The following is a 13,153-nucleotide window of genomic DNA, read 5'->3' on the forward strand; positions in this document are numbered from 1 at the left end:
GTGAGCAACGACGACAACCTTGAGATCTCCCGGCGGCGGCTCCTCGGCACGGTCGGTGCGGCGGGCGCGGCCGGTATCGCGCTCGGTGCCGCCGGCGGCGCCGGGGTGTACGCGGCTGCCGCCGACTCCGGTTCCTCGGCCTCCGGCGCGAGCGATGCCACCGCGCTGACGTCGGTCGGTGCGACGAAGGCGATGTTTCACGGGAAACATCAGGCGGGGATCACTACTCCTCTCCAGTCACGTGGCCATCTGATCGCCTTCGACCTCGCGCCGGGCGCGGGCCGCAAGGAAGCCGCCGCGCTACTGCGCCGCTGGTCGACGACGGCCAAGGCCCTGATGGCGGGCGAACCTTCGGCCGACGACACCGGCATCGCGCTCGACGCCGGACCCTCCTCTCTCACGGTCACCTTCGGTTTCGGCCACTCCTTCTTCGGGCGTACGGGACTCACGGCCCGCCGCCCCACGCAGCTCGACGCGCTGCCCGCCTTCTCCTCCGACGCGCTCGACCCGCAGCGCTCCGAGGGCGATCTCTGGGTGCAGATCGGCGCCGACGACGCCCTGGTCGCCTTCCACGCCCTGCGCGCCCTGCAGAAGGACGCCGGGGCCGCCGCCAAGGTCCGCTGGCAGATGAACGGCTTCAACCGCTCGGCGGGTGCCACCGCCAGGCCGATGACCGCGCGCAACCTCATGGGCCAGGTCGACGGCACGGGCAACCCGAAGCCCTCGGAACCCGACTTCGACCGGCGGATCTTCGTCCCCCAGGGGGCCTCGGGGGCGCAGGAGTGGATGGCCGGCGGTTCATACGCCGTCGTCCGCAGGATCCGCATGCTGCTCGACGACTGGGAGCGGCTCCCGCTGGGCGAGCAGGAGAAGGTCATCGGCCGGCGGAAGTCCGACGGCGCGCCCCTGACGGGCGGGAGCGAGACCACCGAGCTCGACCTGAACAAGACCGGCGCCGACGGCAAGCTCGTCATCCCGGACAACGCCCACTCCCGGATCTCCGCCCCCGAACAGAACGGCGGGGCCGCGATGCTGCGGCGTCCTTTCTCCTTCCACGACGGCATCGGTCCTGACGGCACACCCGACGCCGGGTTGCTCTTCGTCTGCTGGCAGGCGGATCCGCTCCGGGGCTTCGTGCCCGTACAGCGCAAGCTCGACCGGGGCGATGCCCTCTCTCCGTTCGTCCGGCACGAGGCGAGCGGTCTCTTCGCCGTCCCGGGCGGGGCCGCGGAGGGCGAATACGTGGGTCAGCGGCTTCTGGAGTCCTGAGGCTGTCTCGGCGGGGGTGCCCGGCCTCCTGGACGGCGCACCCGAGGACGCCCGCGCCTATTAGGGTGACCGTATGTCAGCCACCCGGTATACGTATCTCGGTCCCGAAGGCACGTTCACGGAGGCCGCGCTGCGTACGCTGCCCGAGGCCGCGACCCGGGAGCTCGTCCCGATGGTCTCCGTACCGGCCGCCCTCGACGCGGTGCGCAACGGAGAGGCGGCCGCCGCTCTCGTACCGATCGAGAACTCGGTGGAGGGCGGGGTCACGGCGACCCTGGACGAGCTGGCCTCCGGCGAACCGCTGATGATCTACCGCGAGGTGCTCCTGCCGATCGCCTTCGCGCTGCTCGTACGGCCGGGGACCACGCTCGCCGAGATCAAGACGGTCACCGGGCACCCGGTGGCGCAGCCGCAGGTGCGGAACTGGCTGCGGGCCCATCTACCGGACGCCCTGTGGGAGTCGGCGGCCTCGAACGCGGACGGCGCACGGCTGGTGCAGGAGGGCCGGTTCGACGCGGCCTTCGCGGGCGAGTTCGCGGCGACGACCTACGGCCTGGAGGCCCTGGTCACGGAGATCCACGACGCGGAGAACGCCGAGACGCGGTTCGTCCTGGTGGGCCGGCCGGCCCGGCCCTCGGCGCCGACCGGGGCGGACAAGACGTCGGTGGTGTTGTGGCTGGGTGATGACCATCCGGGTGCCCTCCTCGAGCTGCTTCAGGAGTTCGCGGTGCGCGGGGTGAACCTGATGCTGATCCAGTCCCGCCCGACGGGGGCCGGTATCGGGAACTACTGCTTCGCCGTGGACGCCGAGGGCCATATCTCGGACCGGCGCGTGGGCGAGGCGCTGATGGGGCTCAAGCGGATCTGCCCGAAGGTGCGGTTCCTCGGGTCGTATCCGCGGGCGGGCATCGCGGTGGGTGATGTGGCCGCGCTGCGGCGTGGGACGTCGGACGCGGAGTTCATGGCGGCCTCCGATTGGCTGGCGAGGGCCCAGGACGGCCGGGCCTGACCCGATCGTGCCCCACCGCCCTCACCGCCGGGGGCGGTCTTCCACAGGCACGGACCGATAGTCCTACCTGCGTATTTTCGACTCCCACACAGAGTTATCCACAGGCACTCCGGGCACCCTGGGGACAAGTCGATACGGCGGTCGCTCAAGGTCGACAAATCGCCCCAGTCGGCATCCGTTCCCCCACAGGGCGCAGATCAGCCCGCGTCACCCTGGTTCCATTGATCAACTCTATAGAGCGAGGAATTCCCACTCGGACGAGTGTGCGCAGCAGGTTTGATCATCAATGCGCCCAGGAATTCGTTCACCATCCACAGAAGTTCCGCACAGCCTGTGGAAAACTTTGCGAGCCCCACCCCCGCTGTGGAGAACTCCGGGGGCGCCTCACGGAAGTCCCTTGATCCACAGGGCGGTTCGGTCAAGAACGCACACCGATCCGCCCCTTTTCGGGGGTCCCTGTACCGTTTATTGACGAATAGGGAGAGCATTTCCCAATACCGGCAATTCGGGCAAAGCGACACGCACAGCTATATCGGGTGGGGTGGCGCGAGCCCGCACCGGTAGCCTGGTGGGGTGATTGACCTTCGCCTGCTCCGTGAGGACCCCGACCGTGTTCGCGCCTCCCAGCGCGCCCGTGGAGAGGACGTCGAACTCGTCGACGCCCTGCTCTCCGCCGATGAGCGGCGCAGGTCGTCCGGCGTCCGCTTCGACGAGCTCCGTTCCGAGCAGAAGGCGCTCGGCAAGCTGATCCCCAAGGCCTCCCCCGAGGAGCGCGCCGAGCTCCTGCAGCGGGCCGAGCAGCTCAAGACCGACGTCAAGGCCGCCGAGGCCGAGCAGAACGAGGCCGACGAGACCGCGCGCGCCCTCCTGCTCCAGCTCGGCAACATCGTCCACACGGACGTGCCGGTCGGCGGCGAGGAGGACTTCGTCGTCCTGGAGACGCACGGCACCATCCGCGACTTCGCGGCCGAGGGCTTCGAGCCCAAGGACCACCTGGAGCTGGGCGAGGCGCTGGGCGCCATCGACGTCGAGCGGGGCGCCAAGGTCTCCGGCTCGCGCTTCTACTACCTCACGGGCGTCGGCGCCCTGCTGGAGCTGGCCCTCGTCAACGCGGCGATCGCGCAGGCGACCGAGGCCGGCTTCATCCCCATGCTCACGCCCGCCCTGGTCCGCCCGCGCGCGATGGAGGGCACCGGCTTCCTCGGCCAGGCCGCGGAGAACGTGTACCACCTGGAGCGCGACGACTACTACCTCGTCGGCACGTCCGAGGTGCCCCTCGCCGCGTACCACATGGACGAGATCATCGACGCCGACAAGCTCCCGCTGCGCTACGCCGGCTTCTCGCCGTGCTTCCGCCGCGAGGCCGGAACGTACGGCAAGGACACCCGGGGCATCTTCCGGGTCCACCAGTTCGACAAGGTCGAGATGTTCTCGTACGTCGCTCCCGAGGACGCCGAGAACGAGCACAAGCGGCTCCTGGAGTGGGAGAAGCAGTGGCTGACCAGCCTCGAACTGCCCTTCCAGGTCATCGACGTGGCCACCGGTGACCTCGGCGCCTCCGCCTCGCGCAAGTTCGACTGCGAGGCGTGGATCCCGACGCAGGGCAAGTACCGCGAGCTGACCTCCGCGTCCAACTGCGACGGCTTCCAGGCCCGCCGCCTCTCCGTGCGGATGCGCGACGAGCGCGGCGGCAAGAAGGTCGTCCAGCCGCTGGCCACGCTCAACGGCACCCTGTGCGCCGTGCCGCGCACGATCGTCGCGATCCTGGAGAACCACCAGCTCCCGGACGGCTCGGTGCACGTGCCCGAGGTGCTCAGGCCGTACCTGGGCGGCCGCGAGGTCCTGGAGCCGATCTCCAAGTGAGCTCCGTGAGCCCGTTCCCGTACAAGCTCGTCGCGACCGACCTCGACGGCACGCTGCTGCGCGCCGACGAGTCGGTCTCGGACCGTACGCGTGACGCCCTCGCCGCCGTGGTGGCGGCGGGGGCCGCGCACATCGTGGTCACGGGCCGGGCCGTCCCCTGGACCCGGCACATCCTCGACGACCTCGGCTACGAGGGCCTCGCGGTGTGCGGTCAGGGCGCGCAGGTCTACCACGCGGGTGAGCACCGCCTGCTGACCTCGGTGACCCTGGACCGGCAGCTGGCGGGTCTGGCGCTGTCGAAGATCGAGGCCGAGGTGGGCCCGCTGGCGCTGGCCGCGAGCCGCGACGGGCTGGACGGCGAGGTGCTGATCAGTCCCGGGTACCGGGTACAGGAAGGGCCGCTGCCGTACGTCCCGTTCGAGGACCCCGCGGAGCTCTGGTCCGCGCCGCTCAACAAGGTCTACATCCAGCACCCGACGCTCTCCGACGACGAGCTGGCCGGCGCGGCCCGGCAGACGGCCGGCGCACTGGTGGACGTGGTCATGGCGGGCCCGGGGATCGTGGAGATCCTTCCGCTCGGCCTGAGCAAGGCCACCGGCCTCTCGCTCGCCGCCCGCCGGCTCGGCGTGAAGGCCGCGGACACGATCGCCTTCGGTGACATGCCGAACGACATCCCGATGTTCGGCTGGGCGGCGCGGGGCGTGGCCATGGCGAACGCGCACGACGACCTGAAGGCGGTCGCGGACGAGGTGACGACGTCGAACGAGGACGACGGCATCGCGGTGGTCCTGGAGCGCCTGCTCGCGGGCTAGGACCCGGCGCCCGTCCCGTGGCGGGTCGTTGCGGCTGCGCGGAGGATGCGCGGATCGAACGCGCGCGGGGGTGACCCCGACGACGGCTTAGCAAGCCGCTGCCTTACCACTCGGCCAATCCTCCGGGTGGGCGGCCCGCGCGGAGAACCCGCGCGCTCGAAGCGGCCGCCCCGGCGGCGCTAGGGGGCGCCGCCCTGCAGGGAGCTCGACGGACTCGAACTCCGGCTCGAACTGGTGTCGGTCATCGTCGTGCTCCTCCCCGGCCTCGTGGCGGGCGTCTCCCGCACAACTAGTGTGCGGGCGGCGGAGCTTCGTAGGCCAATGATTTACCGCGCGGGCCGACACCCCGGGTCAGCGGCCAGAACGCGAGACCGATGGCCAGCGAGATCGCGTGCCCCAGATCCGTGTACGTATGACTCGTGCACAGCGGTACGGCGAAGAAGGCCACCGCGCCCGCCAGATAGAACCACCGCCACGGCCGCGGGATCCGGTACGTCAGGATCCCGATCGACGCCGCGAGACCGTAGCTGACCCCGATGTCGACGACGTGCGCCATGCTGCGCGGCACGTCGTGGTCCTGGATCGCCTCCAGGACGACCTTCTGGCTGATGAGCGTCGCCGCGATGTGCGCCGTGGCGACCACGACGAACCAGCGCAGGGTGCCGAGCCACCGCTCGACCGGCGCGTGGAAGACCTCGAACAGCACCGCGTACAGCAGGAAGTCCGCCGGATCGGCGATCCAGAAGGCGCTGCCGAGCAGGGCCCGGACCGGGTGGTGCGAGAGCTGGTAGAGGTTGCTGCTGTTGCGGTGGAGGAGGTAGTGCTCCAGGCCGTCGGAGGACAGCGCGATGACCAGGCTGGTGATCGCGATGACGAGCAGCCACAGATGCGTACCGGGTGACGAACGCACCCACGACCTGAGCGGTCGGGACGGTTCGCCACCCGGCGCGGCGTCGGGGAGGAGTTCGCTCGGCACATTCCGTGCCTATCACCCCGGGCCGGGAGAAACCACTCAGAAGTTGATCATGTGTCCCGCGAGACCGTGGATCGCTTCCTTCACGGCCTCACCCAGGGTCGGGTGGGCGTGGACGTTCCGCGCGACCTCGTTGACCGTCAGGTCCCACTGCTGGGCCAGCGTCAGCTCGGGCAGCAGCTCGGTGACATCGGGGCCGATCAGGTGGGCACCGATGATCTCGCCGTACTGGGCGTCGGCGATGATCTTGACGAAGCCGGTGGAGTCGCCTAGGCCGTGCGCCTTGCCGTTCGCCATGAACGGGAACTTGGCGACCTTGACGTCGTAGCCCTTCTCCCGCGCCTGCGCCTCGGTGTAGCCGAAGCTGGCGATCTGCGGCTGGCAGTAGGTCGCCCGCGGGATCATCACGTAGTCGAGTTCCATCGTCTCGGCTTCCGCGATGGTCTCGGCGGCGATGACACCCATGGCCTCGGCCGTGTGTGCGAGCATCAGCTTCGCGGTGACGTCACCGATGGCGTAGATGTGCGGCACGGAGGTACGGGAGCGGCCGTCGACGTCGATCGCGCCGCGCTCGGTGAGGGCGACACCGGTGTTCTCCAGGCCGTAGCCGGAGACGTTCGGCGCGAAGCCGATGGCCTGCAGAACCCTGTCGGCCTCCAGGACCTTCTGCGTGCCGTCCTTGGCGGTGACGGTGACGCGGACCTGCGGGCCGGACTCGTCGATGGCGTCGACCCGGGTGGAGGTGAGGACGTCGATGCCGAGCTTGCGGTACTGCTTCGCCAGCTCCTTGGACACCTCCTCGTCCTCCAGCGGGGCCATCCGGTCGAGGAACTCGACGATGGTGACCTTGGTGCCGTAGTTGTTCAGCACGTACGCGAACTCGATGCCGATCGCGCCGGCTCCGGCGATGACGATCGACTTCGGGGCGTCCTCGGCGAGGATCTGCTGCTCGTACGAGACGACGCGGTCGCTGAGGGCGGTGCCGGGCAGCAGCCGCGGGGTGGCACCGGTGGCGATGATGCAGTTGTCGAAGGTGATCGTCTGCGTGGTGCCGTCGGACTTGGCGACCTGCATCGTGTGCGCGTCGAGGAAGGTGCCCCGGCCGTCGAACTCCGTGATCCCGTTCTTCTTCATCAGGAAGTGGACGCCCTTGACCCGGCCGTCCGCGACCGTGCGGCTGCGGCGGAACGCCTCGCCGTAGTCGAAGGAGACCGTGCCGTCGACCTTGATGCCGAAGGTCTTGGCCTCGTGGTTGAAGATGTGGGCGAGTTCGGCGTTGCGCAGCAGCGCCTTGGTGGGGATGCAGCCGACGTTCAGGCAGACACCGCCCCAGTACTTCTCTTCGACGACCGCGACCCGCTTGCCCAGCTGGGCGGCGCGGATGGCGGCGACGTAGCCGCCGGGGCCAGCTCCGAGTACGACGACGTCGAAGCGGTCTGACATGACTGACTCCCGAGGGTGGTGAGGGTGTTCGTGTCCCGTACGGGCCCACAGTAGTCCGGCGCCTGCGGGGCGGCCCCGGGAGCCGGTACGGTTCGGTGGATAACTTGTAGGATGACCGGGCAACTGGGCTCGTGGTGTGGACGGAGTGGTGATGGCGGCGCTGAAGGCGGCGGGACGGACCTCCCTGGTGGACTCGGTCGTCGAGCAGCTGCGCGAGCAGCTCGCGGCGGGCGAGTGGCCGGTCGGCGAGCGCATCCCGACCGAGCACGAGCTCGCCGAGCAGCTGGGCGTCGGCCGCAACACGGTCCGCGAGGCGATCCGGGTCCTGGTCCACGCGGGGCTCCTGGAGCCGCGCCAGGGCAACGGCACCTTCGTCCGGTCGACCGCCGACCCGGCGGCCGTGCTGCGCGGCATGCGTCACGCGGGCGCGCGCGACGTCCTGGAACTGCGGGTGGCCCTGGAGGCGGAGGCGGCGCGCCTGGCGGCGGTTCGGCGGGACACTCACGACCTGCTGCGGCTGCGGGCCGCACTCGCCACCCTGCGCGAGGAGGGCGACCGCGACGCGGACGCTGACCTCGCCTTCCACCTGGCCGTCGTCTCCGCCACGCACAACGCGGCCTTCATGGAGGTGTACCGGTTCTTCTCCACCCAGGTGCACGAGGTCCTCGTGGAGGCGCTCGGCGACCGGGAGATGCCGCCGGTCGACATCGACGCGCACGAGGCGCTGGTCGCGGCGATCGAGTCGGGCGACCCGGAGGCCGCGGAGGCGGGCGCGAGGGAGCTGCTGCGCGTACCGATGGAGACGGTGGCGGCGCTGACGGGAGAGTCGCGGTGAGGGCCACTGCCGACGCCGACAGGGCCGGTGCCGGCGTCGACTCCGTCCTCGACGGGCGGGCGGAGGGAACGTCCACCGGCCGTGGGGCGGCGGGAAAGCGGGCGCGGTTCGCCCACCCGCGGCTCGCCCACCCGCTTCTGCTGATGGCCGCGATCGTGCTGGCCTCGCTCAACATGCGGGCGGCCCTGGCGAGCGTGGCGCCACTGGTGGGCGAGATCGCGGCGGAGTTCGGTCTGTCGTCGACGGCCAGTTCGCTGGTGACGTCCGTGCCGGTGCTCTTCCTCGGCGCGGGCGCGCTCGTCGCGCCGTGGCTGGGGCGGCGCCTGGGCGTCGAAGCGGTGCTGACGGGGGCGCTGGTGCTGCTCGGCGCCGGCATCCTCGTACGGGTCCTGCCGTCGGTGTACGCGCTGTACGGCGGGGGTGTCCTGGTCGGTACCGCGATCGCCCTGCTGAACGTGTTGATGCCGGGCCTGATCAAGCGGGACTTCCCCGACCGGGCCGCCTCGATGACCTCGCTCTACACGGGCGCGATGATCGCGGGTGCCACGGTCGTCGCGGCGGCCTCGGTGCCGTTGGAGGAGGCGTTCGGCGGGAGCTGGGAGGCGTCGGTCGCGTTCTGGTCGCTCCTCGCGGCGCTCGCGGCGACGGCCTGGCTGCCGCAGGTCCTGGTGGCCAAGGGCGGTACGCGCCGGGTGAGTCGTACGGGAAACGGGACACACACCACCGCCGCGCCCTCGACGCGGAGCGTCTGGCGGTCGGCGCTTGCCTGGCAGGTGACCCTCTTCATGGGCCTGCAGTCCCTCTGGACGTACGTCCTGATCGCCTGGATGCCGACGATCTTCACCGACCACGGCATGAGCCGTGCGACGGCGGGCGTGATCTTCGCCTTCAACAACCTGACCCAGGTGGCGGGAGCCTTCGCGGTGCCGCTGCTCGCCGGCCGGATGCGGAGCCAGCGTCCGCTGGTCGTCCTCGTCACGACGCTGGTCGCTGCGGGGTACGCGGGTCTGCTCGCCGCGCCCGTGCAGGGGGCCTGGCTGTGGTCCGCGCTCCTCGGCGTGGGGCAGGGCGGGGCGGTCGGTCTCGCCCTCACCCTGATCGTGCTCAGGGCGGGCGACGCGGTGACGGCGTCCCGGCTCTCGGGTATGGCCCAGACCGTCGGCTATCTGCTGGCGGCCGCCGGACCCCTGGCGGCCGGGGCGGTGCACCAGGCGACCGGTTCGTGGACGGTGCCGATCGCCCTGGTGCTGTGCGTCTGCGCGGCGGCCCTGGGGGTCGGGCTCCTGGCGGCCAGGGACCGCAAGGTCTGAGCCTCCCGCGAGCGACGGACAGAGGGGCCCCTTCCCGGGGCCCCTCGACGGTCCTACTCCTCGCCCGCCAGCTTCAGCGTCCGCAGCTTCTGGCCCGCGTACCAGGTCGCCAGGACCGTCACGCCGACCAGCAGCGACACGGCAAGCGGAAGGCCGACGTCCGAGGTGACGAGCCCCTCGCCGCTGACCTTCTGCGCGACCGCGAGCGACCACTGCTGCACGCTGAGCGTCTTCGCCCCGTCGATCAGGGAGCCGAACAGGGACTCCCAGACCAGTGCGTAGACAAGCCCGATGACCACCGCGTGCCGGCTGACGGTGCCCAGGAGGAGGAACAGGGCGCTGTACGCGATGGAGGCGACCAGCGCCGCGACCGTGTACGCGACCGCCACCTGCTGGCCGTTGCCGTTGAGGATCATGCCGGCGATGAACGTGGGCACGGCCGAGAAGGCCATGGTCACGGCGATCGCCACGATGAGCTTGGTGAAGATGATCGAGGGCCGCTTCACCGGCTTGGAGAGCAGATAGACGATCGAACCGTCGTCGATCTCCGGTCCGATCGCGCCCGTTCCGGCGATGACACCGATCAGCGGCACCATCGTGGCGAGCGCGAAACCGCCGAGGACATCGGCCGCGACCTGGTCGTCGGCGCCGTTGAACAGCCGTACCGCGGCGGCGATCAGCAGCAGAAGGGCGGGCAGCGCGAAGAGGATCAGCGCCCGCCTGCGGCCGAGGAGGGCCCGGTAGGTGAGCCGGGCGACTGTGGGGTTGTACATCGGTCAGGCTCCTTTCAGGCCGCTACGAGGTACGAGAAGACCGATTCGAGGGACTCGTCCGAGGGCGAGACCGTCAGCAGTCGGATGCCCTGCTCCCGGGCGACCCGGGGCAGCAGCTCCGTGAACCGTCCGAAGTCCACCGCCTGGACGCGCAGGGCGCCTTCGGCGAGGTCGACCTCGATGCCGGCCGTCGACGGGTCGGCGATGAGGGCCGCCGCGAGCGCCCGGTCGTCGCTGGACCGGACGAGATAGCGGTGCGGCCGGTCCGTCATCAGCCGGCGGATCTTGCGGAAGTCGCCCGAGGCCGCGTGCCGGCCGGCGACGATCACCTCGATGTGCGAGGCCAGCTGCTCGACCTCCTCCAGGATGTGCGAGGAGAAGAGCACCGTGCGCCCCGCCGCACCCATCCGGCGCAGCAGATCCATCAACTGCATGCGCTGGCGCGGGTCCATGCCGTTGAACGGCTCGTCGAGCAGCAGCACGGACGGCTCGTGGACGAGCGCCGAGGCCATCTTCACGCGCTGCCGCATGCCCTTGCTGTACGTGGCGATCTTCCGATCCTGCGCGTCCTCCATCTCGACCGTGGCGAGCGCGTGCTGGGCCTCCTTGGCGCCCAGGCCGTGCAACTCTGCGTTGGCGAGCACGAATTCACGGCCGGTGAGGAAGTCGTACATCGCCTCCCGCTCCGGGACGACGCCGATCTGCGTGTAGACCGACTCGTTCTTCCAGATCGGCTGCCCGTCGAGGGTGACGGTGCCCGTGGAGGGGGCGAGGAAGCCGCCCATCATGTTGATGAGGGTGGACTTTCCGGCGCCGTTGGGGCCGAGGAGCCCGGTGACGCCGGGCCCGATCGTCATCGTCACGTCGTTGACGGCGACGACGTTGCCGAACCACCGAGAGGCGTGGTCGATGTTCAGGACAGTCACAGCCCGACCTTTCGGTAGCGGCGCATCAGCACTCCGTACGAACCGGCGATGAGCGCGAGGACGACCAGCAGATAGACGACTCCGGCGCCGGCGCCCGGTCCGACCCCGTCCCCTCCGGGGAAGGCGGTGGTCGCGCCGAGGAACGCGGTCTGCACTCCGTCGATCAGGGTGATCGGGGAGAACAGGCCGAGCCACTGGATGGCGTCGGCGTTGTCCGTGCTGTAGGCGATGCCCTGGAGCGTCGAGACGGCGCCGTAGGAGATCACGAGGGTGGCGATGACGGCGGCGACGCCGAAGCCGCGGCGCGGGGTGAGCGCGGCCATGACCAGGCCGATGCCGCCGAAGAGCACCGAGAGGAGGGCGACGGAGGCGAGGCCCTGGCCGAACTCCGCCGTCTGGTCGGCGAAGTTCATCTTCGCGAGCAGGGAGCCGATCCAGAGGATCAGCAGCGGGATCGCGGTCAGGATGAAGAGCGCGGAGGCCATCGCGCCGTACTTGGCGAGGACGTAGTCGACACGCTCGATGGGGCGCGAGAAGTACAGCGGAACGGTCTTGAAGCGCAGGTCCCGGGAGACGGACTGCGGGGCCTGGGAGGCCAGGAAGAGCCCGATCACGGCCTGCATGATGATCGCGTACCGGGTGTAGTCGACCGGCAGGTCCTTGCTCTTCATGGTGACCGCGACGGCGACGATGATCAGCGCGGGGACGCACATCACGGTGAAGAGGATCATCGGCAGCACCTTGGACTTGGCACTGCGGCCGAGGCCGTAGGAGCCGCGAAGGGACTGCGAGAAGAGCGCCCGGCGCGCGTAGGCGCGGCCGAAGCGGGGGCCGTCGTAGTTGCGGTACCCGATGTTGTGGATCTGCGTGGTCTCGGGGGCCGGGGTGCTCATCGCGCCGACACCTCCTCCTGCTGCTGCGGCTGCGCGTCGGGCCGGAAGACCTCGGCGATGTGGTGGCGACGCTGTTCCATCCGGACGAGGCCGAGGCCGAGGTCGGCGACCGTGTCGCGGACCAGGTCGTACGTCTCCTCGCCCGCCGCCTCCACGAGGAGGATGTGGCCCGCCCCGGGCAGTCCCTCCTCCTCGCTCGCGTGGAGCGTCACCCCCGCCGCTGCAAGGGCCGTGCGGAGCGCGGCCGTGCCGTCGGGGTGGGTGTCGGAGTCGGTGACCTCGACCGCGAGGGTCGTGGTGATCTGCGTGAAGTCACTGGTGGAGCTGGAGCGCAGCAGGGTCCCGCCGTCGATGACGACGACGTGGTCGCAGGTCCGCTCCAGCTCGCCGAGGAGGTGGGAGGTGACGAGGACGGAGATGCCGAAGTCGGTCCAGACCCGGCGGATCAGGCCCAGCATCTCGTCGCGGCCCACCGGGTCGAGGCCGTTGGTCGGCTCGTCGAGGAGGACCAGCTGCGGGTCGTGGACCAGCGCCTGGGCGAGCTTCACCCGCTGCTTCATGCCCGTCGAGTAGCCGCCGATCGGGCGGTAGCGCTCCTCGTACAGGCCGACGTGGCGCAGGGTGTCGGCGGTCCGCTCGCGGGCGGCGTCGGCGGGCAGGCCGGACATCCGCGCCATGTGGACGACGAACTCGGTGGCCGAGACGTCCGGCGGGAGGCAGTCGTGCTCGGGCATGTAGCCGACGCGCTCGCGAATCTGCGCGCCGGACGTGGCGACGTCGAGACCCAGGACCTCGGCGCGCCCCTCCGTGGCGGGGGACAGACCGAGCAGGATCTTGATCATCGTGGACTTGCCGGCTCCGTTGGCACCCACAAGTCCGGTCACACCGGGCCCGATGTCCAGGGAGAGCCGGTCAAGAGCGGTCACCCGGGGGAACCGCTTGCTGAGGCTTTCGGTAGCGATCACAGTCACGCTTCGACGGTAGTGGTGTGCGCCACAGCAGTCGTCAGCCCAACGGCTCGATCCGTATCCGACTCCAGACGTACAA

The 13,153-nt window shown here is 70.3% G+C and carries 12 protein-coding genes and 1 tRNA gene; 6 read left to right on the forward strand and 7 right to left on the reverse strand.

The features are described from left to right. The 4 genes from efeB to ACF09C_RS09370 all read left to right on the forward strand — a co-directional run bounded on the left by efeB (position 1) and on the right by ACF09C_RS09370 (position 4,953). Positions 1-1,269, forward strand: coding sequence for an iron uptake transporter deferrochelatase/peroxidase subunit (gene efeB / locus ACF09C_RS09355; RefSeq protein WP_392090617.1), 1,269 nt, complete (start codon positions 1-3; stop codon positions 1,267-1,269). A gap of 73 nt (positions 1,270-1,342) precedes the next feature. Further along, on the forward strand, positions 1,343-2,278 hold the full coding sequence (gene pheA, locus ACF09C_RS09360; RefSeq protein WP_362414698.1) for a prephenate dehydratase: 936 nt from the start codon (positions 1,343-1,345) through the stop codon (positions 2,276-2,278). Between the two features lie 573 nt (positions 2,279-2,851). After that, complete coding sequence (serS, locus tag ACF09C_RS09365) at positions 2,852-4,141, forward strand: serine--tRNA ligase (protein ID WP_362414696.1); 1,290 nt, start codon at positions 2,852-2,854, stop codon at positions 4,139-4,141. Positions 4,142-4,146: 5 nt separating this feature from the next. Further along, a complete protein-coding gene (locus ACF09C_RS09370) occupies positions 4,147-4,953 on the forward strand; it encodes an HAD family hydrolase (RefSeq protein WP_392091375.1) in 807 nt (268 codons plus the stop codon). A 39-nt stretch (positions 4,954-4,992) separates the two neighbouring features. Here ACF09C_RS09370 and ACF09C_RS09375 read toward each other — a convergent pair. The 3 genes from ACF09C_RS09375 to lpdA all read right to left on the reverse strand — a co-directional run bounded on the left by ACF09C_RS09375 (position 4,993) and on the right by lpdA (position 7,369). Further along, a tRNA-Ser gene (locus tag ACF09C_RS09375) sits at positions 4,993-5,077 on the reverse strand. A 165-nt stretch (positions 5,078-5,242) separates the two neighbouring features. Next, a complete protein-coding gene (locus ACF09C_RS09380; RefSeq protein ID WP_392090620.1) occupies positions 5,243-5,929 on the reverse strand; it encodes a rhomboid-like protein in 687 nt (228 codons plus the stop codon). A 36-nt stretch (positions 5,930-5,965) separates the two neighbouring features. Beyond that, a complete protein-coding gene (gene lpdA / locus ACF09C_RS09385) occupies positions 5,966-7,369 on the reverse strand; it encodes a dihydrolipoyl dehydrogenase (protein ID WP_392090623.1) in 1,404 nt (467 codons plus the stop codon). A 151-nt stretch (positions 7,370-7,520) separates the two neighbouring features. On the opposite strand from lpdA, the gene ACF09C_RS09390 reads away from it, so the two are divergent. Together ACF09C_RS09390 and ACF09C_RS09395 are read left to right on the forward strand one after the other, a co-directional pair. Then, positions 7,521-8,204, forward strand: a complete 684-nt coding sequence (locus ACF09C_RS09390) for a FadR/GntR family transcriptional regulator (RefSeq protein WP_392090625.1) — start codon at positions 7,521-7,523, stop codon at positions 8,202-8,204. After that, the gene (locus ACF09C_RS09395; RefSeq protein WP_392090628.1) at positions 8,201-9,514 is read left to right on the forward strand and encodes a CynX/NimT family MFS transporter; all 1,314 of its coding nucleotides are present in this window, start codon (positions 8,201-8,203) and stop codon (positions 9,512-9,514) included. Before ACF09C_RS09390 ends, ACF09C_RS09395 begins: the two co-directional genes overlap by 4 nt. A 53-nt stretch (positions 9,515-9,567) precedes the next feature. On the opposite strand, the gene ACF09C_RS09400 is transcribed toward ACF09C_RS09395, so the two are convergent. Genes ACF09C_RS09400 through ACF09C_RS09415 form a run of 4 tightly spaced genes read right to left on the reverse strand, consistent with a single transcriptional unit; the run spans position 9,568 to position 13,071 of the window. Beyond that, on the reverse strand, positions 9,568-10,287 hold the full coding sequence (locus tag ACF09C_RS09400) for an ABC transporter permease (RefSeq protein WP_392090630.1): 720 nt from the start codon (positions 10,285-10,287) through the stop codon (positions 9,568-9,570). 14 nt (positions 10,288-10,301) lie between these two features. Further along, on the reverse strand, positions 10,302-11,213 hold the full coding sequence (locus ACF09C_RS09405) for an ABC transporter ATP-binding protein (protein WP_392090632.1): 912 nt from the start codon (positions 11,211-11,213) through the stop codon (positions 10,302-10,304). Then, a complete protein-coding gene (locus ACF09C_RS09410) occupies positions 11,210-12,106 on the reverse strand; it encodes an ABC transporter permease (protein WP_362414684.1) in 897 nt (298 codons plus the stop codon). Before ACF09C_RS09410 ends, ACF09C_RS09405 begins: the two co-directional genes overlap by 4 nt. Then, the gene (locus ACF09C_RS09415) at positions 12,103-13,071 is read right to left on the reverse strand and encodes an ABC transporter ATP-binding protein (protein WP_362414846.1); all 969 of its coding nucleotides are present in this window, start codon (positions 13,069-13,071) and stop codon (positions 12,103-12,105) included. The genes ACF09C_RS09410 and ACF09C_RS09415 overlap by 4 nt, the downstream gene beginning before the upstream one ends. Between the last annotated feature and the right edge of the window lie 82 nt (positions 13,072-13,153).

This window comes from Streptomyces sp. NPDC014870, from assembly GCF_043081505.1.
Classification (GTDB): domain Bacteria; phylum Actinomycetota; class Actinomycetes; order Streptomycetales; family Streptomycetaceae; genus Streptomyces.

Bases quoted from the DNA above. Each gene is read 5' to 3' on its own strand.
- lpdA (WP_392090623.1), bottom strand. From the start codon at position 7,369: ATGTCAGACCGCTTCGACGTCGTCGTACTCGGAGCTGGCCCCGGCGGC.
- ACF09C_RS09390 (WP_392090625.1), top strand. From the start codon at position 7,521: ATGGCGGCGCTGAAGGCGGCGGGACGGACCTCCCTGGTGGACTCGGTC.
- pheA (WP_362414698.1), top strand. From the start codon at position 1,343: ATGTCAGCCACCCGGTATACGTATCTCGGTCCCGAAGGCACGTTCACG.
- ACF09C_RS09400 (WP_392090630.1), bottom strand. From the start codon at position 10,287: ATGTACAACCCCACAGTCGCCCGGCTCACCTACCGGGCCCTCCTCGGC.
- ACF09C_RS09410 (WP_362414684.1), bottom strand. From the start codon at position 12,106: ATGAGCACCCCGGCCCCCGAGACCACGCAGATCCACAACATCGGGTAC.